Source organism: uncultured Sphingomonas sp. (assembly GCF_913062585.1).
Lineage (GTDB): Bacteria > Pseudomonadota > Alphaproteobacteria > Sphingomonadales > Sphingomonadaceae > Sphingomonas.
Genome location: NZ_CAJXWX010000028.1, coordinates 14,175 through 39,448 on the forward strand (window position 1 = coordinate 14,175; position 25,274 = coordinate 39,448).

At 67.6% G+C, this 25,274-nt stretch carries 28 protein-coding genes and 1 tRNA gene; 10 read left to right on the forward strand and 19 right to left on the reverse strand.

The window, feature by feature from the left end:
• Window positions 1-367: 367 nt before the first annotated feature.
• The 8 genes from QZ546_RS15400 to QZ546_RS15435 are packed head-to-tail and all read right to left on the reverse strand — an operon-like array spanning window position 368 to window position 6,943.
• Window positions 368-712: a hypothetical protein gene (locus tag QZ546_RS15400; RefSeq protein WP_294239464.1), complete on the reverse strand. Its 345-nt coding sequence runs from the start codon at window positions 710-712 to the stop codon at window positions 368-370.
• Complete coding sequence (locus QZ546_RS15405; protein ID WP_294239466.1) at window positions 709-1,476, reverse strand: molybdopterin-synthase adenylyltransferase MoeB; 768 nt, start codon at window positions 1,474-1,476, stop codon at window positions 709-711. Before QZ546_RS15405 ends, QZ546_RS15400 begins: the two co-directional genes overlap by 4 nt.
• Entirely contained in the window at window positions 1,473-1,895 is a 423-nt protein-coding gene (locus QZ546_RS15410; protein WP_294239468.1) for a hypothetical protein, read from the reverse strand. Before QZ546_RS15410 ends, QZ546_RS15405 begins: the two co-directional genes overlap by 4 nt.
• Window positions 1,892-2,341: a dUTP diphosphatase gene (gene dut / locus QZ546_RS15415; RefSeq protein ID WP_294239470.1), complete on the reverse strand. Its 450-nt coding sequence runs from the start codon at window positions 2,339-2,341 to the stop codon at window positions 1,892-1,894. Before dut ends, QZ546_RS15410 begins: the two co-directional genes overlap by 4 nt.
• The gene (coaBC, locus tag QZ546_RS15420; RefSeq protein WP_294239472.1) at window positions 2,338-3,525 is read right to left on the reverse strand and encodes a bifunctional phosphopantothenoylcysteine decarboxylase/phosphopantothenate--cysteine ligase CoaBC; all 1,188 of its coding nucleotides are present in this window, start codon (window positions 3,523-3,525) and stop codon (window positions 2,338-2,340) included. The genes dut and coaBC overlap by 4 nt, the downstream gene beginning before the upstream one ends.
• Window positions 3,522-4,631 (reverse strand): hypothetical protein, encoded by a 1,110-nt coding sequence (locus tag QZ546_RS15425; protein ID WP_294239474.1) that lies wholly within the window; start codon window positions 4,629-4,631, stop codon window positions 3,522-3,524. Before QZ546_RS15425 ends, coaBC begins: the two co-directional genes overlap by 4 nt.
• Before the next feature lie 2 nt (window positions 4,632-4,633).
• The gene (gene ubiB, locus QZ546_RS15430) at window positions 4,634-6,169 is read right to left on the reverse strand and encodes a 2-polyprenylphenol 6-hydroxylase (protein WP_294239476.1); all 1,536 of its coding nucleotides are present in this window, start codon (window positions 6,167-6,169) and stop codon (window positions 4,634-4,636) included.
• Between the two features lie 42 nt (window positions 6,170-6,211).
• Window positions 6,212-6,943, reverse strand: coding sequence for a class I SAM-dependent methyltransferase (locus QZ546_RS15435; RefSeq protein WP_294239477.1), 732 nt, complete (start codon window positions 6,941-6,943; stop codon window positions 6,212-6,214).
• Between the two features lie 79 nt (window positions 6,944-7,022).
• Here QZ546_RS15435 and mutM point away from each other — a divergent pair, with 79 nt between their 5' ends.
• The 3 genes from mutM to dnaA all read left to right on the forward strand — a co-directional run bounded on the left by mutM (window position 7,023) and on the right by dnaA (window position 10,210).
• Window positions 7,023-7,838, forward strand: coding sequence for a bifunctional DNA-formamidopyrimidine glycosylase/DNA-(apurinic or apyrimidinic site) lyase (gene mutM, locus QZ546_RS15440; RefSeq protein WP_294239479.1), 816 nt, complete (start codon window positions 7,023-7,025; stop codon window positions 7,836-7,838).
• A gap of 87 nt (window positions 7,839-7,925) precedes the next feature.
• On the forward strand, window positions 7,926-8,189 hold the full coding sequence (gene rpsT, locus QZ546_RS15445; RefSeq protein ID WP_007404699.1) for a 30S ribosomal protein S20: 264 nt from the start codon (window positions 7,926-7,928) through the stop codon (window positions 8,187-8,189).
• Between the two features lie 476 nt (window positions 8,190-8,665).
• A complete protein-coding gene (gene dnaA, locus QZ546_RS15450) occupies window positions 8,666-10,210 on the forward strand; it encodes a chromosomal replication initiator protein DnaA (protein ID WP_294239481.1) in 1,545 nt (514 codons plus the stop codon).
• Between the two features lie 118 nt (window positions 10,211-10,328).
• Here the strand turns inward: dnaA and QZ546_RS15455 are convergent, their stop codons facing one another.
• From QZ546_RS15455 to secB, 4 genes are read right to left on the reverse strand one after another with little or no spacing between them, the layout of a single operon-like run.
• The gene (locus QZ546_RS15455) at window positions 10,329-10,859 is read right to left on the reverse strand and encodes a topology modulation protein (protein ID WP_294239483.1); all 531 of its coding nucleotides are present in this window, start codon (window positions 10,857-10,859) and stop codon (window positions 10,329-10,331) included.
• Window positions 10,859-11,866 carry a tryptophan--tRNA ligase gene (trpS, locus tag QZ546_RS15460; protein WP_294239485.1) on the reverse strand — a complete coding sequence of 336 codons (1,008 nt, stop codon included), beginning with the start codon at window positions 11,864-11,866 and terminating at the stop codon, window positions 10,859-10,861. The genes QZ546_RS15455 and trpS overlap by 1 nt, the downstream gene beginning before the upstream one ends.
• An 8-nt stretch (window positions 11,867-11,874) precedes the next feature.
• Window positions 11,875-13,452: a murein biosynthesis integral membrane protein MurJ gene (murJ, locus tag QZ546_RS15465; RefSeq protein WP_294239487.1), complete on the reverse strand. Its 1,578-nt coding sequence runs from the start codon at window positions 13,450-13,452 to the stop codon at window positions 11,875-11,877.
• Between the two features lie 13 nt (window positions 13,453-13,465).
• Window positions 13,466-13,981, reverse strand: coding sequence for a protein-export chaperone SecB (gene secB / locus QZ546_RS15470; RefSeq protein ID WP_294239489.1), 516 nt, complete (start codon window positions 13,979-13,981; stop codon window positions 13,466-13,468).
• Window positions 13,982-14,444: 463 nt separating this feature from the next.
• Between secB and QZ546_RS15475 the strand changes: the two genes are divergently transcribed.
• The 3 genes from QZ546_RS15475 to QZ546_RS15485 are packed head-to-tail and all read left to right on the forward strand — an operon-like array spanning window position 14,445 to window position 17,030.
• Entirely contained in the window at window positions 14,445-15,095 is a 651-nt protein-coding gene (locus QZ546_RS15475) for a Tim44/TimA family putative adaptor protein (protein ID WP_294239492.1), read from the forward strand.
• Between the two features lie 26 nt (window positions 15,096-15,121).
• Entirely contained in the window at window positions 15,122-16,477 is a 1,356-nt protein-coding gene (locus QZ546_RS15480; protein WP_294239494.1) for an MltA domain-containing protein, read from the forward strand.
• A 25-nt stretch (window positions 16,478-16,502) separates the two neighbouring features.
• Window positions 16,503-17,030: a Smr/MutS family protein gene (locus QZ546_RS15485; protein WP_294239558.1), complete on the forward strand. Its 528-nt coding sequence runs from the start codon at window positions 16,503-16,505 to the stop codon at window positions 17,028-17,030.
• Here the strand turns inward: QZ546_RS15485 and dapE are convergent.
• A complete protein-coding gene (dapE, locus tag QZ546_RS15490) occupies window positions 17,008-18,123 on the reverse strand; it encodes a succinyl-diaminopimelate desuccinylase (protein WP_294239495.1) in 1,116 nt (371 codons plus the stop codon). The genes QZ546_RS15485 and dapE overlap by 23 nt on opposite strands.
• Before the next feature lie 111 nt (window positions 18,124-18,234).
• Here dapE and QZ546_RS15495 point away from each other — a divergent pair, with 111 nt between their 5' ends.
• Window positions 18,235-18,405 carry a hypothetical protein gene (locus QZ546_RS15495; RefSeq protein ID WP_294239496.1) on the forward strand — a complete coding sequence of 57 codons (171 nt, stop codon included), beginning with the start codon at window positions 18,235-18,237 and terminating at the stop codon, window positions 18,403-18,405.
• Between the two features lie 109 nt (window positions 18,406-18,514).
• On the opposite strand, the gene QZ546_RS15500 is transcribed toward QZ546_RS15495, so the two are convergent.
• From QZ546_RS15500 to rpmH, 6 genes are all read right to left on the reverse strand, one after another.
• Window positions 18,515-19,177, reverse strand: a complete 663-nt coding sequence (locus QZ546_RS15500; RefSeq protein WP_294239497.1) for a glutathione S-transferase — start codon at window positions 19,175-19,177, stop codon at window positions 18,515-18,517.
• 207 nt (window positions 19,178-19,384) lie between these two features.
• A complete protein-coding gene (yihA, locus tag QZ546_RS15505; protein ID WP_294239500.1) occupies window positions 19,385-20,059 on the reverse strand; it encodes a ribosome biogenesis GTP-binding protein YihA/YsxC in 675 nt (224 codons plus the stop codon).
• Window positions 20,056-21,753, reverse strand: coding sequence for a membrane protein insertase YidC (yidC, locus tag QZ546_RS15510; protein ID WP_294239502.1), 1,698 nt, complete (start codon window positions 21,751-21,753; stop codon window positions 20,056-20,058). Before yidC ends, yihA begins: the two co-directional genes overlap by 4 nt.
• A gap of 18 nt (window positions 21,754-21,771) precedes the next feature.
• Entirely contained in the window at window positions 21,772-21,984 is a 213-nt protein-coding gene (yidD, locus tag QZ546_RS15515) for a membrane protein insertion efficiency factor YidD (protein ID WP_294239505.1), read from the reverse strand.
• Window positions 21,981-22,433 (reverse strand): ribonuclease P protein component, encoded by a 453-nt coding sequence (gene rnpA / locus QZ546_RS15520; RefSeq protein WP_294239563.1) that lies wholly within the window; start codon window positions 22,431-22,433, stop codon window positions 21,981-21,983. The genes yidD and rnpA overlap by 4 nt, the downstream gene beginning before the upstream one ends.
• Window positions 22,434-22,441: 8 nt before the next feature.
• Window positions 22,442-22,576, reverse strand: a complete 135-nt coding sequence (gene rpmH, locus QZ546_RS15525; RefSeq protein ID WP_007404632.1) for a 50S ribosomal protein L34 — start codon at window positions 22,574-22,576, stop codon at window positions 22,442-22,444.
• 208 nt (window positions 22,577-22,784) lie between these two features.
• Between rpmH and QZ546_RS15530 the strand changes: the two genes are divergently transcribed.
• The 3 genes from QZ546_RS15530 to QZ546_RS15540 all read left to right on the forward strand — a co-directional run bounded on the left by QZ546_RS15530 (window position 22,785) and on the right by QZ546_RS15540 (window position 25,214).
• Window positions 22,785-24,299 carry a YifB family Mg chelatase-like AAA ATPase gene (locus QZ546_RS15530; RefSeq protein WP_294239506.1) on the forward strand — a complete coding sequence of 505 codons (1,515 nt, stop codon included), beginning with the start codon at window positions 22,785-22,787 and terminating at the stop codon, window positions 24,297-24,299.
• Between the two features lie 383 nt (window positions 24,300-24,682).
• Window positions 24,683-24,767: transfer RNA gene (locus tag QZ546_RS15535), tRNA-Leu, on the forward strand.
• Window positions 24,738-25,214: a hypothetical protein gene (locus QZ546_RS15540; RefSeq protein ID WP_294239509.1), complete on the forward strand. Its 477-nt coding sequence runs from the start codon at window positions 24,738-24,740 to the stop codon at window positions 25,212-25,214. Before QZ546_RS15535 ends, QZ546_RS15540 begins: the two co-directional genes overlap by 30 nt.
• The last annotated feature ends 60 nt before the right edge of the window (window positions 25,215-25,274 follow it).

Here is a 25,274-nt window from a genome sequence, read left to right on the forward strand (position 1 = left end):
TGCTTGGGGAGGGGGACCATCGCGTTAGCGATGGTGGAGGGGCAGTGCCCCGCGCGAAGGGATGATGGGCGAGTGCAGGGTCTTGCCCCTCCACCCCCGGGCTGGTGCCCGGCGGTCCCCCTCCCCATCGGAGATGGGGAGGATTTGCGTTTGCTGTTCGCACTGCTCCCCCGTCACGTGCGGATATCACGCCCGGCGTGCAGGCGTGCGTCAAGATGCCGTCCCTTTCTTATTCCTCCCCAAGCTATGCTTGGGGAGGGGGACCATCGCGCCAGCGATGGTGGAGGGGCATTACCCCACGCGAGTGGCCTTTCCCCTTCACCCCGGGCAGGGGCCCGCCGGTTCTCCTACTGCGGAGGATTTGCGTTTACCGTCCCCGCCGCGCGAGCCAGCCGAAGGTCAGGAGGATCACCGTCGGGCACAGCATCGTGTTCCAGATGTCGAACCAACTGGCGGGCAGATTGCCTTCGTCGGTGGCATAGAAGGGCTGGAGCAGATCATAGGCTTCGTTGACCGTCTCGATCACCAGCACGGTCAGCCAGCAGCGCCAGTCCCAGGGCTTGCGGCGCAGGACCAGCGCCGAAAGGGTCAGGATCGCCATGCCCGCATAGGCGTGCAGCGTACTGTCGGGCAGGCCGGTGACCTGGCCGATCCAGCCCTTGTCCCCCGTCCAGTCGAACCAGCCGGGCGGCGGCGTGGGCCGCCGGCTCATGCGGCCGCCGCCACGGCCTGGGCGCAGCGGCAACCGGGATCCTTGGGCAAGGCCAGGGTGCGGAAGCGCATCGTCAGTATGTCGGCCAGCATGATGCTTCCCGCCGTATCGCGACCGAAACCGGCAACGGCGCGCAACGTTTCCAGCGCGGCCAGGCTGCCCATGACGCCGGTCACCGGCCCCAGCACGCCGTCATCGGCGCAGGTCAGCCCGGCCTGGTCCGCCGCATCGCCGACGAAGCAGCGATAGCAGGGGCGATCCGCCTCCCAACCGCGATAGACCGCCAGCTGCCCCTCGAACTGCCCGACCGCCGCCGAAACCAGCGGGATATGCAAGGCCAACGCGGCGTCGGCGACCGCCAGCCGGGTCGCGAAATTATCGCATCCGTCGAGGACCACGTCCGCGCCCTGGATCAGCGCGGTGACATTCTCCACGCCCACGCGGGTCCGATGCACGGTGACGGCGACATGCGGGTTCAGCCGTGCGACATAGGCGGCGGCGGCCTCGACCTTGGCCGTGCCGCGATCATCGGTCGTAAAGATGGTCTGGCGCTGCAGGTTGGATGGCTCGACCACATCGTCGTCGATCAGGGTCAGCGCCCCGATCCCGGCGGCGGCGAGATATTGGATAGCAGGGGAGCCGATCCCGCCCGCGCCAATCACCGCGACCCGCGCCTGTTTCAACCGAAGCTGTCCGCCCCCGCCGAATTCGCGGAGCACGATATGGCGGGCGTAGCGGGCGAGTTCGTCGTCGGTCAGGATCATCCTGGCCCCGTGCCCGGCCAGGTATAGGTGATGACGGTGCGATACCAGCGATCGCCCTCCATCAGCGTGCGGTGCGCGAGGTGGCGGATCATCCGCTGTGCCGCGCCCGCGCTATATTGTTCGACCGTGGGGCAGCCGATGGCGAGCGGGACCACGCTTTCGGTGCTGCCGTCCGCGCTGATCCGCACCGCCATGGGCACGACCAGCACCATCTGGTCGTCCGCCGGACGCGCGCGGGTGCAGCGCCCGGCCGCCACCTCGTCGCGCACGAAGCGCACCATGTCGGGCCCGGCGGGGGGCAGGGTGATCGAGGCGAGCGGCGACCAGTCGTGCGGCGGCTCGCCGGGGGGCGCCGGGGCCGTGACAGCGGGTGGCGTGGCAGCCTGAAGCAGGGCGGCGATCAGCAGCGGCGCGATCATCGCCCGGTCGATCCGAAGCCGCCGTCCCCCCGCTGCGTCGCGTCGAGTTCCTCGACTTGCGTAAAGGTCGCGCGCTGGACGGGGGCGGGGACGAGTTGGGCAATGCGTTCGCCGCGCACCACCTCGAAAGGCTGGTCGCCCAGATTGGCGAGGATCACCTTCACCTCGCCGCGATAATCCTCGTCGATGGTGCCGGGCGTGTTGAGGCAGGTAATGCCGTTCTTCAGCGCGAGGCCGGAGCGGGGCCGCACCTGCACCTCATAGCCCGGCGGAATGGCGATGGCGAAGCCGGTCGCGACGGCGGCGCGGCGACCGGGCTCCAGCGTCAGCGTCTCGGCGGCGACCACGTCCATGCCCGCCGCGCCGGGCGTGGCATAGGCGGGCAGGGGCAGTCCCTCACCATGGGGCAAGCGCTTGAGGGCAATGGAAATAGGGGGCAGCGTCATGACATGGCTTGTAGCGCATCCGCGATGCGTTGCGCGAGCCCCCAGGCGACATCGTCCTTGCCCATCCGCTCCCAGCTTTCAACGCCGTCGGCCGTGATCAGGTGGACGCGGTTGGCGTCGCCGCCGAATACGTCGCCCGACACGTCGTTGGCGACGATCCAGTCGGCACGCTTGCGGGTGCGCTTGGCGACGGCATGGTTGATGACATTCTCGGTCTCGGCCGCGAAGCCGACGACCAGCTTCGGCCGATCGGGCGAGGCCGCGAGGGTGGCGAGGATGTCGGGATTCTCGACCAGGGCCAGGGCGGGTGCCGCGCCGCCATCCTTCTTCATCTTCTGCCCCGCCGCCTCGACCCGCCAGTCGGCGACGGCGGCCACCATCACGGCCGCGTCGGCGGGCAGGGCGGCGGCGACGGCTTCGGCCATCTGGCGTGCCGTCTCGACATCGACCCGCGTGACGCCCGGCGGGGTGGGCAGCGTGACCGGTCCGGCGACCAGCGTGACCTGCGCGCCCAGCCGGGCCAGCGCGCTCGCCACCGCGAATCCCTGCCGTCCCGAGGAGCGGTTGGCGATGTAGCGGACCGGGTCGATCGGCTCGTGAGTCGGTCCCGCCGTCACCAGTATATGGCGGCCGGCCAGCGGGCGATTCGCAGGCGTCAGTTTCGTTTCGATCGCGGCGAGGATGGCGGGCGGCTCGGGCAGGCGGCCGGGGCCGAACTCGCCGCATGCCATTGCGCCTTCGTCCGGGGCCATCACCTCGATACCGTCGGCGCGCAGCCGTGCGACATTACGCTGCGTCGCGGGGTGAAGCCACATGCGCACGTTCATCGCTGGCGCGACCAGCACCGGCGTATCGGTGGCGAGCAGCAATGTCGTCGCCAGATCATCGGCATGACCGTTCGCCATTCGCGCCATCAGATCGGCGGTGCCGGGCGCAACGACGACCAGATCGGCCTCGCGGCTCAGCTGGATATGACCCATTTCCGCTTCGTCCTTCAGGTCCCACAGCGTTGTGAAGACCTGATTCTCCGACAGTGCGGCCAAGGTCATCGGGGTGACGAAATGACTGCCCCCCTCCGTCGGGACGCACCGGACGCTGTGGCCGTTCCGGCGGAGCAGGCGGATCAGTTCGCAGCTCTTGTACGCGGCGATGCCGCCGCCGACGATCAACAGGATATGGCTCATCGCACGACTCGCGTCACGGTGATGCGTCGCCTCTGCCCGCGTGCGGCCAGGATCAGCTCCCGCACCGCATCGGGCGCGAAGACGACGCCGAGGAAGAGAAGGGGCGACACGCCCAGCACCATGGCGGGCGATCCCGTCACCAACGCAAGCAGCGCATAGACCGCGAGGGTGATACCCGCGCGGCGTGCGACCGGCTGCCGCCAATGCGTCCAGCCCAGCGCCGCCAGCACGGCCAGCGGCACGACGACGGCCATGGGCAGCACACCCACCGCCTGTACCGAGGCGATCGACGCGATAAGCGTGCCCGGGGCGATCAGCTGGATCGGCCCCCCCATGGCGGGGTCGATCGGCGTCACAAGCGGCCCCAGCGCATGGCCATGCGCCGCCAGTACCAGCAGCGCGACCGCGATCGCGCTCATCCATCCGATCGCCTCGCGCCGGGCACCGGCGCGGGCCGCCAGGACCAGCATCACCAGGGCATAGGGAAGCGCCACCGGCGTCAGGATCATCGCGACGAGGCCCAGCGCGACGGCGCTCAGACCCGCCTCCGGCCGTCGCTGCACCAGCGACAGCGCGATCAGCACGCCCGCCCATGCTTCGGGCACGGCGATCATCGGTCGGGCGACCAGCGGATACAGGCCCGCAAGCAGCAGGATCGCGGCCAGCGCCATCGGCCCGCGTCCGTCCAGCAGCGGCGCGACCCGCCTCAGCCACCCTGCCAGCATCGCCAGACCCAGCAGCATCAACCCCAGATGCCAGGCCCAGGCGGGGATCATGCCCAGCGTCACGAACAGCGCGGGCAGCGGTACGGCGAACATCGCCGGGCGAAGCGCCCGTTCATTCTCGCGCAGGGCGTCGAGCGCAGCGGGATAGAAGGACACGCCATGGCGGACATGGTCCAGGATCGTCGTGGCGACGGGCGGCAGGCGATCCGCGACCGGATCGAACGTGCCTTGCGAGGCATAGCCGATGACGGTCAGCAGGATCAGCAGCGCCAGCACCCCGCGCGCCAGCATCGGCGACAGGCCGGTCATCCCCCCCGGCTGGTTGAACCAGAGCGGCCGCGAACCACGGCGCGAGGGGGCAGGGGACGCGCTGCCCGGCATGTCTACCGGAGCACGGCCAGGGTCGCGGCGACGCCCATCGCCGCTGAGACCATCGACAGCAGCGCATAGCGCCAGCCGCCGCCGATCCGCACGACCTCGATTGCCTTTAGCGGCGGCGCGGGCGGCTCGCCGCCGGGCGCGGGGTAGCGCGCCTCGATCCGGCGAACCAGCTCGGGCAGGCGGGCGAGCGTCTGGACGTCCTCGATCAGACGGTCGGCGATCTTGGCCTCGGGCCCCAGTTCGGTGCGAATCCATTCGCGCACGAACGGCGCGGCCGAGTCCCACAGGTTGATGTCGGGATCGAGGCTGGTCGCCACGCCCTCGACCATGACCATGGTCTTTTGCAGCAGCAGCAGATGCGGCTGCGTCACCATGTCGAAATCGCGGGTGATCGAGAACAGGCCGTCGAGCATCATGCCGATCGACATGTCCTTTACCGGAAGCCCGCGCATCGGCTCGCCCACGGCGCGCAGCGCGGTCGCGAACTCGGCAACATTGTGGTGCGGCGGCACATAGCCTGCCTCGAAATGAATCTCGGCGACGCGCTTATAATTGCCGGTGATCAGGCCATAGAGGATTTCGGCCAGCCACACGCGCGCGCGCCGGTCGATCCGGCCCATGATGCCGAAGTCGATCGCGGCGATCTTGTTGCCGGGCAGGGCGAAGAGATTGCCCTGGTGCATGTCGGCATGGAAGAATCCTTCCGCGATCGCCTGGCGCAGAAAGGCGCGCACCAGCGTCTGGGCGAGGTGCGGCAGGTCGTAACCCGCCTCGACCAGCGCCTGGCGGTTGGACAGCTTGATCCCGTCGATCCACTCGACCGTCAGCACCTTGGCGGTCGAGCGCGCCCAGTCGATCTGCGGCACCATGAAATCGGGCTCGGCGGTCATCGCCTCCGCGAGCTCGGAGGCCGAGGCCGCCTCGCGCCGGAAATTCAGCTCACGCAGCGTCCAGCGGCGGAAATTCTCGACCGTCAGGCGCGGGCGCAGGCGCGCGGCCTCGCCGCTCATTCCCTCGACCTGCGCGGCGGCCCATTGGTAGGTGTCGATGGCGCGGGCGAAGTCTTCCTCGACGCCGGGGCGCAGCACCTTGACCGCGACCGTACGGCCATCGGTCGTCACCGCGCGGTGCACCTGCGCGATCGAGGCGGCGCCGACCGGCACTTCCTCGATCGACGAAAAGAAGTGCGAGGGCGGGCGACCCATGCTGGCCTCCATCGCGGCGCAGATCGTCGCGAAGGGGACGGGGGGCAGTTGGTCTTGGAGCCGCAGCAGGTCGTGCGCGGCGTCGTCACCGACCAGATCGGGGCGCGTCGCCAGCGTCTGGCCCAGCTTGATCGCCGCCGGGCCGATCGCCTGGAACGCATCGGCATAGGCCGGCTTGGCGGGCACGCGCGCGCCGAACCGGGCGACACGCGCCAGCCGCCGCACGGGGGCGGGCGTGTTGGGATCGCGCTCGATGCCCTTCAGCGCGCCATGCCGCGCCAGCGTCCGCCCCCATTTGAGCAGACGCCAGAGATGCACCACCGGCTGGGTCACAGCGTGAGCCTCACAGGGCGTGCCCGCCCGGACGTCCCCGCATCAAATCTTCCAGCCCGAATGGATCGCGACCAGGCCACCCATGATCGGCTCGACCTTGGTCTCGATGAAGCCCGCCTCGCGGATCATCTTCTCGAAGGTCGGCATGTCGGGGAAGCGACGGATCGACTCAATCAGATAGCGATAGCTGTCCGCATCGCCCGCCAGCATCTGGCCCAGCTTGGGCACCAGCTTGTGCGAATAGGCGTCGTACACCTCCGAGAAGCCCGGCCAGACGGTGGTCGAGAATTCCAGGCAGAAGAACCGCCCGCCCCGCCGCAGCACGCGGTGCGCTTCCTTCAGCGCGGCCGGAATATCGGTGACGTTGCGGATGCCGAACGCGATCGTATAGGCGTCGAAGAACTTGTCGGGGAAGGTGAGGACTTCGGCATTGGCCTCGGTCCAGACCAGCCCGTCGAGCCCACGCTCCGCCGCGCGCTTCATGCCGACTTCCAGCATGGCCGGATTGATGTCGGCGACCGTGATGCTGGCGCCCGATTCGGCCAGGCGGAAGGCGATGTCGCCGGTGCCGCCCGCCATGTCGAGGATCTGGTCGCTGGCGCGCGGCTTCACCCGGCGGACGAAGCGATCTTTCCACAGCCGGTGCATCCCGCCCGACATGGCATCGTTCATCAGGTCGTATTTGGCGGCGACGTTGGTAAACACGCTGCCGACACGGGCGACCTTTTCGTCGCGGGGCACATCTTCATAGCCGAAGGAGACGGTATCGCTCATGGCCTTGCCCTAGCCCGGCCTTGCTGGCGGGGCAAACGCTACCTAGCTGTTTGGCGACGAAAGCCATTCCAGAGAGACGATGCCCGAACTTCCCGAGGTCGAAACAACGGTCCGCGGCCTGACCCCCGTGCTGGCGGGCGAGCGGCTGACGCTGGTTGAGCCGCGCCGCCCGGACCTGCGCCATCCCTTTCCGGTGGACCTGCGACAGCGGATGACGGGCGCGACCGTGACCAGACTGGGGCGGCGCGCCAAATACGGCCTGATCGACACCGATCGCGGCGATACCATGGTCTTTCACCTCGGCATGTCGGGGCGCTGGCGGATCGACCCGGGCGAGCCGCTGGCCCACGACCATCTGTTACTTGAGACAAGGGCGGGGCGGCGGCTGGCGCTGAACGATCCCCGGCGATTCGGGTTCGTCGATCTGTGGCCGACCGCCGAGCTGACCAGCTATCCGCCGTTCCTGGCCATGGGGCCCGAGCCGCTGGGGCCGGACTTCACCGCCGCCTATCTGGCGGGGGCGCTGGAGGGCAGGGCCGCGCCGATCAAGGCGATGCTGCTCGACCAGCGGATCGTCGCAGGGCTCGGCAATATCTATGTCTGCGAAGCGCTGCACCTGGCCAAGATCACGCCGGGCCGCGCGGGCGGCCAGATTTCGAAGGCGCGACTCGTCCGGCTGGTCGAGGCGATCCGGGCCGTGCTGGAGGCCGCGATCCTGGCGGGCGGATCGTCCTTGCGCGATTATGTGCGCCCCGATGGCGAATTGGGCTATTTCTCCAAGGAATGGCGCGTCTATGGCCGGGAGGGCGAGGCGTGCGAATGCGGCACGATCGTGCGGCGGCGAACCGATTCGGGGCGCTCGACTTTCTGGTGTGCGAGCTGCCAGCGCAGTTGACGGGATGCTCGCCAACCGGTAAGGGGCGCGGCTTCAAAGCTGGTGCGTCGCGCCGCTATCCCTTTTGATCGAGATTTAGAGGTTTTCATGGCGAACACGCCGCAGGCCAAAAAGCGTATCCGTCGCAACGAGCGTCGCGCCGTCATCAACGGCAACCGCGTCAGCCGCATCCGCACCTTCGTGAAGAAGGTGGAGGCCGCTCTGGCCGCGGGCGACAAGGAAACCGCGACGGTCGCTCTGGCCGCGGCGCAGCCGGAAATGGCGCGCGGCGTCGCCAAGGGCGTGCTGCACAAGAACACGGTTGCGCGCAAGTTCTCGCGTCTGACCAAGCGCATCGCCGCTCTGGCCTAAAGCCTCTCGGTAAGCGACGAAATCAACCCGCCGGGGACGGCCCCGGCGGGTTTTTTCGTGTGCGCGGTGCTGCAAATTAACGACGGTTGCGGAGCCGATCCGGGGGAACCTTCCACGATTTCGCGCAACGCCAGCTTAATCCGCGATTCGAGTGATTCGGGTTTGCCGGGCCAACTTGGCGTCTTGCTTAATATCGTTCGATCTCAGTGACTTGTGAGATAGTTGGACGGGATTCTGCGGGCTTTGGCGTGTCAATCCGATTTATTTCAGATTTATGGCCGAAGTCGGTCTTGATCGGACCCCCCCATGGCTCATAATCGGTATCCCAGCAGCGGTGCTTCGTGCCCGCGTCATGGTAATCGCGAAGTGACAGGACCCGGCCGAATCCGTTTTCGATTCGACCATGGGGATCGTGTCGCCGAGTGGAACGGGGGTTCGGTCGCAGCGTACGCGGCCGACATTAGTGGAGTACACGGGTGACCAATTGGCAGGCAACGCGACCGACGACCGACCAGGCCCGTGCCTGGGCGCGCGTCCGCGCGAACCTGCGCGAATCGGCCGGTGCCCGCCTGTTCGACCAGTGGCTGAAGCCGATGGAGCTGATCGAGGGTGACGAGCCCGATACGGTCCGCCTGGCGCTCCCCTCCGCCTTTGCGACCAACTGGGTGCGCAGCCATTATGCGGATCGCCTGCATCTGGAATTCAAGGCGGTGCTGCCAGAGGTCCGCTCGGTCGTCATCGAGACGCGCGCGCCCAGCAAGGTCGCCCGGCTGACCAGCGTCGAGACCTTCGACTCGGCACCCGCACCGCGCGCCGCCGCGCCGGTCGAGTCGCCGCGTATCGAGGACGACGAACAACCCTCGCTGTTCGGCGAACCCGCGCCCAAGCCGCTGCGGGTGGTGCCGGCCGCACCCGCGCCGGCGGCGCGTCGCCCGGCGGCGCAGGCTGCGGCCAAGCCCGCTCCGGTCGCGGCGCCCGCGCCGCGCGTGGTCAGCGACCGTCCGCCGCTCGACCCGCGTCTGACCTTCGACCGTTTCGTGGTCGATTCGTCGAACCGCGTCGCCTTCAACGCCGCGCTGTCGCTCGCCGAGCCGGGCCCGCCGCGCTTCAGCCCGCTGTTCCTCCATGGCGGCACGGGGCAGGGCAAGACGCATCTGATGCATGCCATCGCCCATGCATTCCTCGAGTCGCATCCCGAAGCGATCGTGCTGTGCATGTCGGCCGAGCGGTTCATGTTCGACTTCGTCGCGGCGATGCGTGCCCGCGACACGCACAGCTTCAAGTCGCGGCTCCGCTCGGCCGATCTGCTGCTGATCGACGATCTGCAGTTCATCGCGGGCAAGGATTCCACCCAGGAGGAATTCTTCCACACGGTCAACGAGCTGGTCGGCGCGGGCAAGCGGCTGGTCATCTCGGCCGACCGCTCGCCCCAGTCGCTGGACGGGGTCGAGCCGCGCATCATCGGCCGTCTGGGGGCAGGGCTGGTTGCCGACATCAAGGCGCCCGACCTAACGCTGCGCCGCACGATCCTGAACCGCAAGGTCGCCGATCTTCCCGAGATCCATGTGCCGACCGATGTGCTCGACCTGCTGGCCTCGCGCATTCGCGGCAATATCCGCGAACTGGAAGGCGCGCTGAACCGCGTCGTCGCCTATGCGCAGCTGACCGGCGACAAGATCGACCTGGAATTCGCCGTGGCCACGCTGGGCGAGGTGCTGCGTGGTGCCCAGCGTCGGATCACCATCGACGAGATTCAGAAGCTGGTGAGCCGCCATTTCGAGCTGAAGCCGCTCGACCTGGTCTCGGCCCGCCGCGCCCGTGCGATCGCCCGTCCGCGTCAGATCGCCATGTACCTCGCCAAGCGGCTGACCACCCGGTCGCTGCCTGAGATCGGGCGGAAATTCGGTGGGCGCGATCACTCGACGGTCATCTATGCGGTGCGCAAGATCGAGGAACTGCGCGATACCGACCGCGACATCGACAATGCGGTGCGGGTGCTGATGAAGGAACTGGAGGGCTGAAGGCCCTTTTGGGCGGGCTCGGGGCGTGGGCTTCGACGTCGCTCAGCCTGAACGGCTGTTGGTCCTCTGCCAAAAGGTCCGTTCAGCCTGAGCGAAGTCGAAGGCCAAGGGAATCCGCTCAACCGAGACCGGCCAGCACCCGCTCCAGCATCGGTGGCCGCTCATAGCGGATCACCCGCTCGGCCACCGTTTCCAGAACCTGCAAGATCCCCGGGCGCACCCGATGCGGCCAGTTCCAGCAATAGGCCAGAAATTCCCCATCCAGCCGCTCCGGACATCCCGCCGCGCTGTCGGGACGCTGCCGCCCGTAGTAGCGCGCCAGACGCCGGAGGATGCGCGGGATCGTTACCCGGCGGGGCAGGTCGAGCAGGATGATCCGGTCGGCGCTCGCCAGCCGATCGCGGATCGCCGCGCCATATTTCTCGCTCGAATAATTGCCGTCGATCACCCAGCCAGGCTGGGCCGCAATGGCGACCATGTCGGCAATGAAGTCTGCGCGTGGCCGCATGGTCCAGCCGGGCGCGTGGAACAGCGCATCGGCGTGATGGACCGGCAAACCCAATCGTTCGCCCAAGTGCCGGGCGAGCGTCGACTTGCCGCTGCCCGGCGGCCCCATCACCATGATGCGGGTGACGGGACCGGGGTTCATCAGATTTGCAGGCCCATGGTCCGCTGCACATCCAGCAGCAGCGGCGCGGCCAGATCGCGGGCCTTCTCGGCTCCCCGCTCCAGGATCCGGCCGACTTCGCCGCGATCGTCGAGTAACCGGGTCAGCCGCTCGCGGATCGGGCTCAGCGTCGCGACCGCCAGGTCGGCCAGCTCGGGCTTGAACGCGCCGAAGCCTTTGCCCGCGAACTGGGTCAGGACGTCGCCGGGTTCGCGGTCGGCCATGGCGGCATAGATGGTGATCAGGTTGCGCGCCTCGGCCCGGCCTTCCAGTCCGTCCATCGTCTCGGGAAGCACGTCCGGATCGGTCTTGGCCTTGCGGAACTTCTCGGCGATCTGGTCATCACTGTCGATCAGCTTGACCAGCGACATTTCCGAGGGGTTCGACTTGGACATCTTCGACGCACCGTCGCGAAGCGACATGATGCGCGGTGCCGCCTTGCTGATGAACGGTTCGGGCAGGGTGAACAGCTCGCGGCCATAATCGTTGTTGAACTTGGTCGCGATGTCGCGGGCCAGCTCCAGATGCTGCTTCTGGTCCTCGCCGACGGGGACGTGAGTCGCGTTGTAGAGCAGCACGTCGGCGGCCATCAGCACCGGATAGTCGTACAGGCCGACGCTGGCGCCCTCGCGGTTCTTGCCCGCCTTGTCCTTGAACTGGGTCATGCGGTTCAGCCAGCCGACCCGCGCGACATTGTTCAGCAGCCAGCCCAGTTCGCTATGCGCCGGCACGCGGGTCTGGTTGAACAGGATCGAGCGCTCGGGGTCGATCCCGGCGGCGATCAGCGTCGCGGTCATCTCGATGGTGTTGGCCGCCATCGCCTCGGGCGCGATCCACTCGGTCAGGCCGTGCAGGTCGGCGATGAAGTACATCGTCTCGCCGCCCTTGGCCTGGATGTCGTCCTGCATCGCCACCCACTGCTTCACGGCGCCCAGATAATTGCCGAGATGGAGATTCCCTGTGGGCTTGATGCCGGAAACGACGCGCATGATGGTCCTCAACTGTTGCGGCGAACGAGCCGCTTGATGTCTCCGAGACGGAAGGCGCCCGTCGCGAAGGTGGCCACCGCATAGACGACCATGCCGGTCGCGACCAGTATGATGAGCGCGCCCCAGCGCTCGAGGTTGCTGCCCGTGACATAGGGCTGGAACCGTTCGTTGAGCAGCGCCATCGCCCCGCCCATCAGGAGGGCGGCCACCAGCATTCGCCAGCTGCGCCGCCGCAGCTGCGTATCGGCGACGAAATGCCCGCGCCGGGCCAGCGTGCGATAGAGCAGCACGACATTGACGGTCGAGGCGATCGCGGTCGCCAGCGGCGGTCCCATATGGCCCAGCCACCAGATGAAGATCAGGTTGAGCACCAGATTGACCAGCATCGACCAGGTCGCATAGCGGACCGGGGTACGAGTGTCCGCCCGCGCATAATAGCCCGGCGTCAGCACCTTCACGAGGATATAGCTGGGCAGGCCGACCGAGAAGGCGGCCAGCGCCTGCGCGGTATAATAGCTGTTGGTCGCGTTGAACTTGCCATGCTGGAACAGGGCGGCGACGATCGGTTGGCCGCAGACGACCAGCGCGACGGTGGCGGGCAGGGTGAGCAGCAGCGCCAGCTCCATGCCCCTGTTCTGCATCTCCATCGCCTCCGCGTCCTTGCCCGCCCCCAGCAGGCGCGAGACGGTCGGGAGGAGGACGGTGCCGAGACCGATACCGATCAGCCCCAGCGGCAACTGGTTCAACCGGTCGGCGGCATAAATATAGGATACCGATCCGGCGGGCAGGAAACGGGCTGCCAATGCGGTCGAGATGACGAGGTTGATCTGCACCGCACCCGCACCGGCGGCGGCGGGCAGGATCAGCTTCATCAGCCGCTTGACGTCATCGTTGATGACCGGGCGCTTCAGCTTCAGGCGCACGCCCGCACGGCGGCACGCCCACCAGAGCCAGACGAATTGCAGGATGCCCGCAACCGTGACCGCGATCGCCTGGTTGCGGGCGGTGGCCATCGGATCATGCGTATGGAAGAACAACAGCGCCACGATCAGCGTCAGGTTGAGCAGGATCGGCGCCGCCGCATTCACCCAGAAACGATGGAGCGAATTGAGGATGCCGCCGAGCAGCGACACCAGGCTGATGAACAGTAGATAGGGAAAGGTCAGCCGGTTGAGCAGGACGATGTAGTCGAACTGTCCGGCGCTGCCCTTGCCGTAACCGAAGGTCTGGACCCAGGTGACGGGCCAGGCGGCCAGCTCGACCAGCGCGGTCATGACGATCAGGATCGGCAGCAGGACCGAGAGCGCGTTTTCGGCAAAGGCCAGCCCGTGGGACAGGCCCGAGCCCTCCGCCGCCTGATCCCCTTCCGCCACCTTGCGGTTGAACATCGGGATGAAGGCGGCGGAAAAGGCGCCCTCGGCGAAGAGGGCGCGGAACATGTTGGGCAGGCGAAACGCGATCTGGAACGCGTCGGAGGCGAAGTTCGCGCCCACGAAGCGGAAGAACAGCGAGTCGCGAACCAGACCAAGCACGCGGCTGGCCAGAGTCAGCCCGCCGACCGAGCCCAGCGCCTTGGTCAGGTTCATAAGTCAGTCCGGGTCAGGCGTGGCCGGTTTCCGGGGTGTTGGGCTGGGCGGTGCCCGCCTGCGCCTCGGCCTGCTGGAGGTACAGCTGCGCGAAGTCGATCGGCTCGAGCATCAGGGGCGGGAAGCCGCCGTCGCGCACCGCATCGGCCAGCACGCGGCGGGCGAAGGGGAAGAGCAGGCGCGGCGCTTCGCCCAGCATGAAGGGCTGGATCTGGTCGGCGGGCACGTTGCGGAAGCCGAAGAGACCGGCATAGCTGAGGTCGACGATGAAGGCGGTCTTGCCCTCGGACTCGGCGCGAACCTCGATCTTCAGGGTCAGTTCGTGGACTTCCTCGCCGACCTGTGCCGCCGAGATGTTGAACTGCACGTCGATGCCGGGGGCCGTCTGCGCCTGGTAAATGGCGGGCGCGTTCGGGTTCTCGAACGACAGGTCCTTCACATATTGCGAGATCATGCCCGCGGCGGGGCCTGCATCCTCGCCCTCGCCGGTCGGCGCTTCAAAGCCCTGCGGCAAACCCTGTTCGTCCATCGTCAATACCTTCTTGCGTAAGATCAAGGGGATTAGGGTCTATACTCGATCAGGACGGGGATCGTGATCGCCCGCCGGAAGGTGCTGGCAAGAAGCGCAGCGCAGCAGGTAGCGGCGCTACCTGCAAGCAAGCGACGCCGCTCAGCGCCTTCCGGCGGGCGACCGCTAAAGCGGCGGGCCGATTTGGGCCCAGGGCGGCGTCGCTCGTCGGTCACGATGCAATCGCATCGCTCCGCTCCTCGCTCCTTGCCCTGAACCAAAATCGGCTCCGTCACGACCCCGTCCTGATTGAGTATAGACCTTTAGGGAACCGAAAGGGCTGGTTCGCGCGTTCGGCCCAATGGCCGTTGCGCGTAGCAGCGGGTCGGCACGGTTTCAACCTTGCCTGCTTCGTCGGGGCGGCCGGGTTTTCATTGCCGGACCTTGCGCCTATATCGGTGCTGATAGTGAAAGGCTTGCCGCGTTGTTATTCTACGTCGTTCTTCTCGCGATGGTCGCGCTCTTCCTCGCGCTGAGGCTCTACAGCGTGCTGGGCAAGCGGACCGGTCATGAACAGCAGCCGCTGCCGCGCAGCGCTGATGATCGGCCCATGCCGGTGACGTTGCCCCGCGCGCCCGAGCAGGCGCAGGCGGTCGCACCGGTGATCAACCGCAACATCGACCCGCGTGCCGAGCAGGGCTTGCGCGCGGTGATCGCGGGCGAATCCGGTTTCGACGTGACGCAGTTCCTGAACGGCGCGCAGGCGGCCTATCGCATGACGCTGGAAGCCTTTTGGAAGGGCGACGAGGATGGGCTGAGCGATCTGGTCGAGGCGGACGTGCTCGCCGCCTTCGCCGAGGCGATCGAACAGCGGCGCGAGGCCGGGCAGACGCTCGACAACCGCCTAATCCGGATCGAGAGCGCCCGGATCGTCGACGCGCAGGTCGAGGGTCGCGAGGCGCGGATCACCGTGCGCTTCGACGCCGACATCGCCGCCGTGACCCGCGATGCCGAGGGTCAGGTGATCGCCGGTTCGCTGAGCGATGCGGTCGAGACGCATGACGTCTGGACCTTCGCCCGGACGCTGAAGAGCGGCGATCCGAATTGGAAGCTCGTGGATACCGACGAAGCCTGACCGGCACATAAGGGGGACGATCCGCGATGAGGGGGTATCGCATCGCGACCATGGTCGCGCTTTCGGTCAGCCTGTCTGCCTGCGCGGGACGCATCGTCCCGGCGGGCGTATCCGACTATCCGGCACCGCCGCGCGGCCAGGGGCCATCTCCTACGGCCCATCGCCCGCGTCCTACCGGACCGGCGGCACAGCCGGGCGGTCCCGGCGTATCGCGGGTGCCGACAGGGCCGGTGCGGATCTTGCCAGCCACGCCCTTGCCGGCCACGCCGGTGGTTGCGGTTCCGGGCGCGGCCACGGCGGCGCAGGCGGGTATCCTGGCGGGACCGCCGGTCGCTTCGCTGCCGATGACCGAGGATCAGGCCGAGGCGGCACGGGCCGCCTTTGCCTTGTCCTGCCCCGGCCTGATGCGGCGCACCGATGCCAGCGGTCTGACGCAGGGCGCCGACTGGCAGGCCGCCTGCCAGGCCGCCGCGAGCGTGCCGCGTGGGCAGGCACGGGATTTCTTCGCCCGCTATTTCGAGGCGGTGCAGGTCGGCGATGGCCGGTCGCTCGCCACCGGCTATTACGAGCCCGAGATTGCGGGCTCGCGCGAACGGCGGTCGGGCTATGAGGTGCCGATCTATGCCCGGCCGCGCGACCTGATCGACGTCGATCTCGGCGCCTTCACCCCCGATTTGAAGGGCAAGAAGGTGCGCGGCAAGGTGCAGGGGAGCAACCTCGTCCCCTATGACGACCGTACCGCGATCGAACAGGGCTCGCTGGAGGGCCGGGCGCCGGTCCTGGCCTGGGGCGCGGACCCGATCGAGGTGTTCTTCCTGCAGATCCAGGGCTCCGGACGCCTCCGCCTGCCCGATGGCGGGATCATGCGGATCGGCTATGACAGCCAGAATGGCCGCGACTATACCGGCATCGGCGCGCTCATGAAGGCGCGCGGGCTGCTGGGGCCCGGCCAGACCTCGATGCAGGGGATCGTCGCCTGGCTGCACGACCATCCCGAGGAAGGTCGCGCGATCATGCGCGAGAATAAGAGCTTCGTGTTCTTCCGCGAGCTGAACGGCGCACCGCAGGGGGCGATGGGCTATGCGGTGACGGGGCAGGTCAGCGCGGCGGCGGACCCGAAATTCGTGCCGCTGGGCGCGCCGGTGTTCCTGTCGATGGACCGGCAGGACGCTAGCGGCCTGTGGGTCGCACAGGATACCGGTGGCGCGATCAAGGGCGCGAACCGCTTCGACACCTTCTGGGGCGCCGGCGATACGGCACGCGCCGTGGCGGGCGGCATGTCGGCGCGGGGTACGGCCTTCCTGCTGCTGCCGGTCGGGACGTTGGCGCGGGCGGGTCTGACGAGCGCGAGCGGAACGCCCGGTGCGCCCCCTCAACGCTGACGAGGCGCAGCTCTGGGCGCGGGTGATGGAGACGGTGCGCCCCTTGCGTGCCGCCGTCGTCCCCGCCCGGCCTGCGCCGCCGCCACCGAATATGGAAGCGGTGTTCCAGGAGACGCCCGGCGCGCCCAAGGTGCGGGTGAAGGGCCGGGTGCCGCCGCTGCGCCAGCCCAGCGCCCCGCCGCCTGCGCCAAAAAAGGGGCCGGGCGAGACGCTGGACGGCGGCTGGGACAAGCGCCTGTCGCGGGGCAGCGTGATGCCCGACAGTTCGCTCGACCTGCATGGCCATACGCTCGCCTCCGCCCATGCGCTGCTCGACCAGGGGCTGGGGCGGGCGATCGCGCGGGGCGACCGGGTCTTATTGCTGGTGACGGGCAAGCCGCCGCGTCCGGAGAGCGAGCGTCCCCATGCGCGCGGCGCGATCCGCGCGGCGATCAGCGACTGGTTGGGCGCCTCGCGCCATGCCGATGCGATCGCCGCTATTCGTAACGCCCATCCGCGCCATGGCGGGCAGGGCGCGCTCTATATCGTCTTCAGGCGCCCGCGCGAGCGATGATGCCCGCATAGATGCGGGTCAGGGCATGGAGGTCGTCGACGGCCACTGCCTCGTCCACCTTGTGCATCGTCGCGTTGAGCAGGCCGAACTCGACCGTCGGGCAGAGCTTCGACAGGAAGCGCGCATCCGAGGTGCCGCCCGTGGTCGACAGTTCCGGCTCGATCCCGGTCTCGGCCCGGATGGCGTCGGCGATCATCGCCGAAAAGGCGCCGGGCTGGGTCAGGAAGGCCTCACCCGAAATGCGGCCCGTCACCTGCGCGGCGGGGGCATGGCTCTGCGCGATCGCGGTGATCCGCTCGACCAGTGCCTCGCCGCTCTGTTCGTCGTTGAAGCGGATCGACAGCCGCGCCTGCGCCGCGCCGGGGATGACGTTGGTCGCGGGGTTGCCGACATGCAGGTCGGTGATCTCGATATTGGACGGCTGGAACCAGGCATTGCCGGTGTCGAGCGTGATCCCCTCGATCTCGGCCAGCATCGCGATCAGCGGGGTGATGGGATTGTCGGCCAGGTGCGGATAGGCGACATGCCCCTGCCGCCCCGGCACGGTGATCCAGATATTGACCGAGCCGCGCCGTCCGATCTTCATCATATCGCCCAGTCGCTGGGCCGAGGTCGGTTCCCCGACCAGGCAGAGGTCGGGGGCGACGCCGCGCTCCGCCATCCGGTCGATCAGCGCGCGGGTGCCATAGATGGCCGGGCCTTCCTCGTCGCCGGTGATGATCAGCGACAGGGGGATGCTCGGTTCGGCCGGGATGGCCGCCATGAAGGCCGCGACCGCGCCCTTCATATCGACCGCGCCGCGTCCGAAGAGCAGGCCGTCGCGCACCTCGCCGGAAAAGGGCGATCCCTGCCAGCCTTCGCCTGCCGGCACGACGTCGACATGGCCCGCAAAGGCCAGATGCGTGCCTGTGCCGCCGCGCGTGGCGAGCAGATTCTCGACCGGGCCGTCAGGGGCCTCACCCGCCACGAAGCGATCCACGGTAAAGCCGAGCGGCGTCAGCGCGGCCTCCAGCACGTCGAACACATGGCCGGTCGCGGGCGTGACGCTGTCGGCGCGGATCAGCTTCTGGGCGAGGGCAAGGGCGTCGGTCATGCCGATGCGCATAGGCAGCGGGCGGGCGAACGGCAATCATGCGATTGATCGCGGTTGCGGACCCCATGCGGCCCGCCATCGTTCCTGCTCCCAAAGGACAGGAGCGATTCGATGAACGATCCCGATCACAAGGGCCACAAGGCCGGAACGCGGCTGCTGCTATGGCTGGTCGTTGCGTTGGCGATTGCGGGCGTGCTGCTCTACACCTTCACGTCGCGGGTTGCGGAGCCGGCGAATGAACAACGGGCGCCGCTCAACGACGTGTCAGCGGCCGCGCGGTAGGGGAGGGGGCGTGGCCTTCGACTTCGCTCAGGGTGAACGGAGGGGGTATTGAAGGCCAGCACCCCGACCTCCGTTCAGCCTGAGCGAAGTCGAAGGCCAAGGGCCAACATCACCTCACCGGCTGCTCGAACCGCTCGATCACCCATTCCTCTTCCCGCGCGGCGGCGATCCAGTCCTGCATGAAGGGGTGGCGCAGCACCGCGTCCATATAGGGGACCGCAAAACGCGCGACAGGCAGCTGATAGGTGACGATCCGGGTCACGACCGGCGCGAACATGATGTCCACCGCGCCGAACGCGCCGAACAGGAAATCGCCGCCGCCGCCGAAGCGCGCGCGGGCCTGGGCCCAGAGTTCCATGATCCGCTTCAGGTCGACGATCACGTCCTCGTCGGGCTTTTGCGCAGGATAGACTTGGCGGATGTTCATGCTGTGCTTGCGGCGCAGCGCCACGAAGCTGGAATGCATCTCGGCCGCCATCGAGCGCGCCATGGCGCGCGCGGCCTCGTCCGCGGGCCAGAAATGGTCGCGCCCGACCTTGTCGGCCAGATAGTCGATGATGGCGAGGCTGTCCCAGACGACCGCCTCGCCGTCCCACAGGATCGGCACCTTGCCCGAGGACGGCGCGAACTCGGCGCCCTCTCTGCGCTTGTCCCAGTCGGCATCGTAGAGCGGCACGACCACTTCCTCGAACGGAATGCCCGACTGCCGACAGGCGAGCCAGCCGCGTAGCGACCAGGAGGAATAGGCCTTGTTACCGATGATCAGCTTCATGGGGACAAGGGGTAACGGCCACGCTGGCAGCCGTCCACCGGGCAAAAGTCGCTGAGGTTGGGGTTTCGGCGCAATCCGATTCCTCCCCTGTAAGGGGAGGGGGACCATGCAAAGCATGGTGGAGGGGTGTAACCGCTATCGAAAGCGCGACACCCCTCCGACAGGGCTCCGCCCTGCCACCTCCCCTTACAGGGGAGGAAAGAGTGTTCAGCCGATCGCTTCCAGCACCGCGGCGCGCAGTTCGGGAATGCCCATGCCGCCCTCACTCGAAGTCGCCAGAATCTCCGGATGCGCGGCGGCACGTTTGCGCGCTTCCGCCTCGGTGCGCTCGACCACGGCGGCGAGGTCGGTCGCCTTCACCTTGTCCGCCTTGGTCAGAACGATGCGATAGCTGACCGCCGCGCGGTCGAGCATTTCCAGGATTTCGCGATCGACTTCCTTGATGCCATGGCGCGAGTCGATCAGCACCAGCGCGCGCTTCAGCGCCTGCCGCCCGCGCAGGAAGTCGTTCACCAGGAAACGCCACTGCTTGACCATGTCCTTGGGCGCCTTGGCGAAGCCATAGCCCGGCATGTCGACCAGCCGCAGCGTGGGCGGCGTGCCCACGTCGAAGAAGTTCAACTCCTGCGTCCGCCCCGGCGTGTTCGAGGTGCGCGCCAGGCCGTTGCGGTTGGTCATCGCGTTGAGCAGCGACGACTTGCCAACGTTCGACCGCCCCGCCACCGCCACTTCCGGCACGATCGGATCGGGCAGGAATTTCAGCGCGGGCGCTGACTTCAGGAAGGTGACCGGCCCGGCGAACAGCTTGCGCGCCGATTCGACCAGTTCCTCCGAAAAGCCCTGAGGCTCTTCGGAAGAGGGATGAGGAGGAAGCTCGCTCACTTGGCGACCGGCTGTTTCAGGCCCGGATGGCGGGCGTAGAGCAGGCGCTGCTGCAGGATCGAGATGCAGTTGGTCGTGATCCAGTAGACCTGCAGGCCGACCGCGAAGGGCGCCATCACGAACATCAGCACCCAGGGCAGGATCGCGAAGACCTGCTTCTGCGCATCGTCCATCGGCTGCGGGTTCATCTTGAACTGGAAGTACATCGAGATGCCCAGCAGGATCGGCACCACGCCGATCGCGATGAAGTGCGGCGGCACGAAGGGCAGCAGGCCGAACAGGTTGACCGGGGTCAGCGGATCCGGCGCGGACAGGTCCTTGATCCACAGCACGAAATGCTGGTGGCGCATCTCGATCGTCAGCATCAGCACCTTGTACAGCGCATAGAAGATCGGGATCTGGATCAGCGCGGGCAGACAGCCCGCCAGCGGATTGACCTTTTCCTGCTTGTAGAGGGCCATGACCTCCTGCTGCATCCGGACCTTGTCGTCCTTATAGCGTTCCTGGAGCGCCTTCATCTTGGGCTGCACGGCGCGCATCGCCGCCATCGAGGCGAACTGGCGCTGGGCGATTGGGAACATCAGCGCGCGGATGGTGATGGTCAGCAGGATGATCGCGACGCCGAAATTGCCGACGAGTTTGAAGAGCCAGTCGAGATAGTAGAAGATCGGCTTTTCGAGCTGGCGCAGATAGCCCCAGTCGATCGCGTGATCGAGCAACGCGACGCCTTCCTTGTCGGTATAGCGGTCGAGAAGCGCGACTTCCTTGGCGCCCGCGAAGAAACGCGTGGTCTGGGTCAATTGCTTGCCGGGTGCCAGCGTCTGCGGCTGGACCGTGTCGTCGGCCTGATAGGTCTGGTTGCCGCCCGCGCGGAACTGGCCGTCGAACGACTTGGCCTGATCCGGGATCAGCGCGGTCAGCCAATATTTGTCGGTGAAGCCCAGCCAGCCACCGGTGGTGGTGAAGCGGGTCGGCGCCTTGTCCACGTCCTTCCAGTCCGGGCCGTAATGCGCCGAGCCGTCATTGACCGACATCGGGCCAACATGGATCGAATAGCTGCTGGGATCGGCCGAGATGCCACGATTGACATAGCCATAGGTCGCGACCGGCACGGCCGCGTTGCCGCCATTGGCCACCGTCTGCTGGACGGTGAACATGTAATCCTTGTCGACCGACAGGGTGATCTGGAAACGCTGGCCGGTCGCATTGGCGGCGCTGAGCGTGACCGGCTGGCCGGGACGCAGCACCGGCGCGCTGGCGGTCCAGACGGCGTCGGCGGCGGGCGGGTTCAGCCCGTCGGTGCGCCAGCCGAACCCGGCGAAATACGCACCTTCCGCACCCGCCGGCGACAACAGGCGGATTGGCGGCGAGTTCTTGTCGACCGTCTGCTTGTAATCGAGCAGGACGAGGTCGTCGATCCGCGCGCCCTTCAGGTTGATCGAGCCCTTCAGGCGCGGCGTGTCGATCGCCACGCGCGGGGTTTCGGCCAGGACGACCTTGCGGTCGCGCATCGCGCTGGGCGTGGTGGCGGTCGGATTGGCCGAGCTGTTCACCACCGGCACCTGCTTGCCGTCGACGATCTTGGTCGCGGGCGGGTTGCTCGGGAAGAACTTGTTCTGGATGAGCGGCCATCCGAACAGGATCAGCGCCGCGATCACCGCGAACACGACGAAATTCTTGCGGTCTTCGTTCACGTCGAAACCCCAGTTATGTCAGGGCACCGGGTCGGGTCCGTGCCCGCCCCAGGGATGGCACCGCGCAATGCGCTTGAGCGCCAACCAGCCCCCTTTGACCGCGCCATAGCGGCCAATGGCCTCAATTGCATAGGCCGAACAGGAGGGTTGATAGCGACAAGAGGGCGGCAGGATCAGCGAAGGGCCCAGTTGCCAGCCCCGCGCGAGCAGAATCAGGAGCCGGGCGATCACGGTCGCGCCGGCTCCTGTACCGATTCCTTGGGCGATTCGGGGCTGCGATGTGCGCCGCCCCGGGGCCCGCGTCCCTTGCCACGGCCATGATGCACGCGCGGTTCGCGCGGACGGTCATGGGCGCTGGTGTCGGGGGAGGCGGCGCGGGTCAGCGCCTTGGCCAGTTCGGCGGTGAGCGCGGCATAATCGCGCTCTATCCCGCCTTGCCGTCCGATCAGCACATGATCGGCGCCCGCTATGCCCTTTGCCGGCAAAAGATCGCGCGCGAGCGCCCGCAACCGGCGCTTCATCCGGTTACGAACGACCGCGTTTCCGATCTTCTTAGTGACGGTGAAGCCGACGCGAATCGTGGCTTCACCATCGTCACGCGGGCGCACCTGCAGCACGAAGCCGGGCATCGCCACGCGTCGCCCGCCATTGGCCGCGAGGAAATCGCGGCGGCGGGTCAGCGTCGTGATTACGCCGACAGCTTCTTGCGACCGCGCGCGCGACGCGCCCGGATCACCGCACGGCCGCCCGGAGTCGCCATCCGCGCACGGAAGCCGTGACGGCGAGCGCGCACCAGATTGCTCGGCTGAAAGGTCCGCTTCATCGTTCATTCCTTGGATACGTCTGAATAAAAACGGCCGCCACGAGGACGGCCTTGGTGGCAAGCCGCTTACGCAAAGCGGGCGTCCAAGTCAATCTGGCAAGTCAATCGTGTGAACGCACGCCGCGAACGACCATCTTGCCCTTGCGGGGCGGCCCTATCCTTTGCAGGAAGCATAAGCGGGCAGGGGAGCGCCCGTACAGGGGGAATCATGGCGACGATCGTCTCGACAGTGGCCTATCTGGGGCTGGAGGCGCGCGCCGTGGAGGTGCAGGTACAGCTGATCGCGGGGCTGCCCGCCTTCAACTTGGTCGGGCTGGCCGACAAGGCGGTGGGCGAGAGTCGCGAGCGGGTGCGCGCGGCCATTGCCGCCATGGGCCTGGCGCTGCCGCCCAAGCGGATCGCGGTGAACCTGTCGCCCGCCGACCTGCCCAAGGAAGGTTCGCATTTCGACCTGCCGATCGCGCTGGCCTTGCTGGCGGCGATGGGGGTGATCGACGCGGAGTTGCTCGGCGATCATGTCGTCGTCGGCGAACTGGCGCTGGACGGGCGGATCGGGCCATCGCCGGGCGTGCTGCTCGCCGCGCTCCATGCCGGTTCGCTCGACAAGGGGCTGATCTGCCCCGCGGCGCAAGGGGCAGAGGCAAGCTGGGCGGGCGGCGGATCGGTGATCGCCGCGCCGGACCTGCTGTCGCTCATCAACCATCTGAAGGGCCATTCGGTCCTGCCCATGCCCGAGGGCGGCATGGTCGAGGACGGCGTGCCCGGCCCCGACCTGGCCCAGGTCAAGGGCCAGGAAAATGCCAGGCGCGCGCTGGAGATCGCGGCGGCGGGCGGACACAATCTGCTGATGAGCGGCCCGCCCGGATCGGGCAAGTCGCTGATGGCGGCGTGCCTGCCCGGCATCCTGCCGCCGCTCGACGCCGCCGAGGCGCTGGAGGTCTCGATGGTCCAGTCCGTCGCGGGGACCCTGGCCGGGGGGCGGCTCACCCGCACGCGCCCGTTCCGCGCGCCGCATCACTCGGCCTCGATGGCGGCGCTGACCGGCGGCGGGCTGAAGGCCAAGCCCGGCGAGGTGAGCCTGGCGCATCTGGGGGTGCTGTTCCTAGACGAACTGCCCGAATTCCAGCGTGCGGTGCTCGATTCGCTGCGCCAGCCGCTGGAGACCGGCACGGTCAGCATCGCGCGGGCCAACGCCCATGTGACCTTCCCCGCGCGGGTGCAACTGGTCGCGGCGATGAACCCGTGTCGTTGTGGTCATCTGGGCGACGCGGCGCTGGCCTGCGCTCGGGCACCACGCTGCGCGGCGGACTATCAGGCGAAGATTTCCGGGCCGCTGCTCGACCGCATCGACCTGTCGGTCGAGGTGCAGCCGGTCCGCGCGGTCGACCTGTTCGCCCCCGCTGCGGCCGAATCCTCGGCGGTCGTCGCCAAGCGGGTAGCGACGGCGCGCGCGCGTCAAAGAGACCGCTATCGCGACGCGCCGGTGACGGTCCGGACCAATGCCGAGGCGGACGGCACGCTTCTGGAACGCTGGGCCACGCCGGACGAGGCGGGCCGCAAGCTGCTGGCCGAAGCGGCGGAACGGATGCGCCTGACCGCACGCGGCTATACCCGCGTCCTGCGTGTGGCGCGTACCATCGCCGATCTGGCGGGCACCCAGCAGGTCGGGCGTATCCACGTCGCCGAGGCGCTGAGCTATCGCCAGCGCCCGCCGGTGAATTGAGGGGCAAGGGATGTTCGTGATCCAGGACGAGTGGCATGGCGAACCAGGCACCGAATATGCCACGAAGGCCGATGCGATGGCCGAGCTTCGCCGACTGGCTATGCTACCATGGGATGAGGCGCCCAACAGATGCCCGTGCAAAAGCTGGCGGAGTTGTGGTCGCCGGTACCATCTGATCGAATATGACGTCGATTGGAGGCGGCGGAGCGACGCCGCGCTGCTGGAGATCTCGGCAAGAGAAACTGTCTGGCTGCGCACGCCATAACCAGATTGTTGCCCCCCGCGCGGGGCAGAAGAAGGGGTGTCTTTCCACGATAGCCGCCGACCCCCGACAATCGCCGCTTGCGCGACGCATCACCCTCGTCTAGCAGCGCCTCTTCGCTGCCCCTGTGGCGAAATTGGTAGACGCATTCGACTCAAAATCGAACGCCGCAAGGCATGCTGGTTCGAGTCCGGCCAGGGGCACCACTTCCGGTCAAAAATGGGTACCATGCCCATTACGGCCGGTTCCGTTCTCCCGATGGCTCGCTCGAGCAGCTGGGACGAGCCGGAAATTGTGATAGCTTCCTGATCGACCGCCACTTTGGAGACGAAGAGGGCAACATAGGCCTTGCGGAGCACGGGATCGTTTCCGCTCAGGCGGTCGCGAACGAGTGCGCTGAAAGCATCCACCATCTCCGGCGTCACACGCTTCGTGGTCTTGCCGATCTGCCGTTCGAGCGCTTCGATCGTCGCGGTCGCCGAGGCGATGCGGTTGTTCGTTTCCGCCAACAAGCTGGTGAAGATCGGATCCTTGAGCGATGCCTTGCCGTCCGCCAGCGCCTCGTACAGGTTGCGCAGGCGCGTCTCGGCCTGGGTCTTGTTGAGACGGGCCTGAGTGAGATCGCGGGAACGACGTTCGTCCGCTTCGGCTGACGCTTCCAGCATTTCGGCGAGCAGCATTCGCAGGCGTTCAGGTGCGAAGATCTGCTTCCC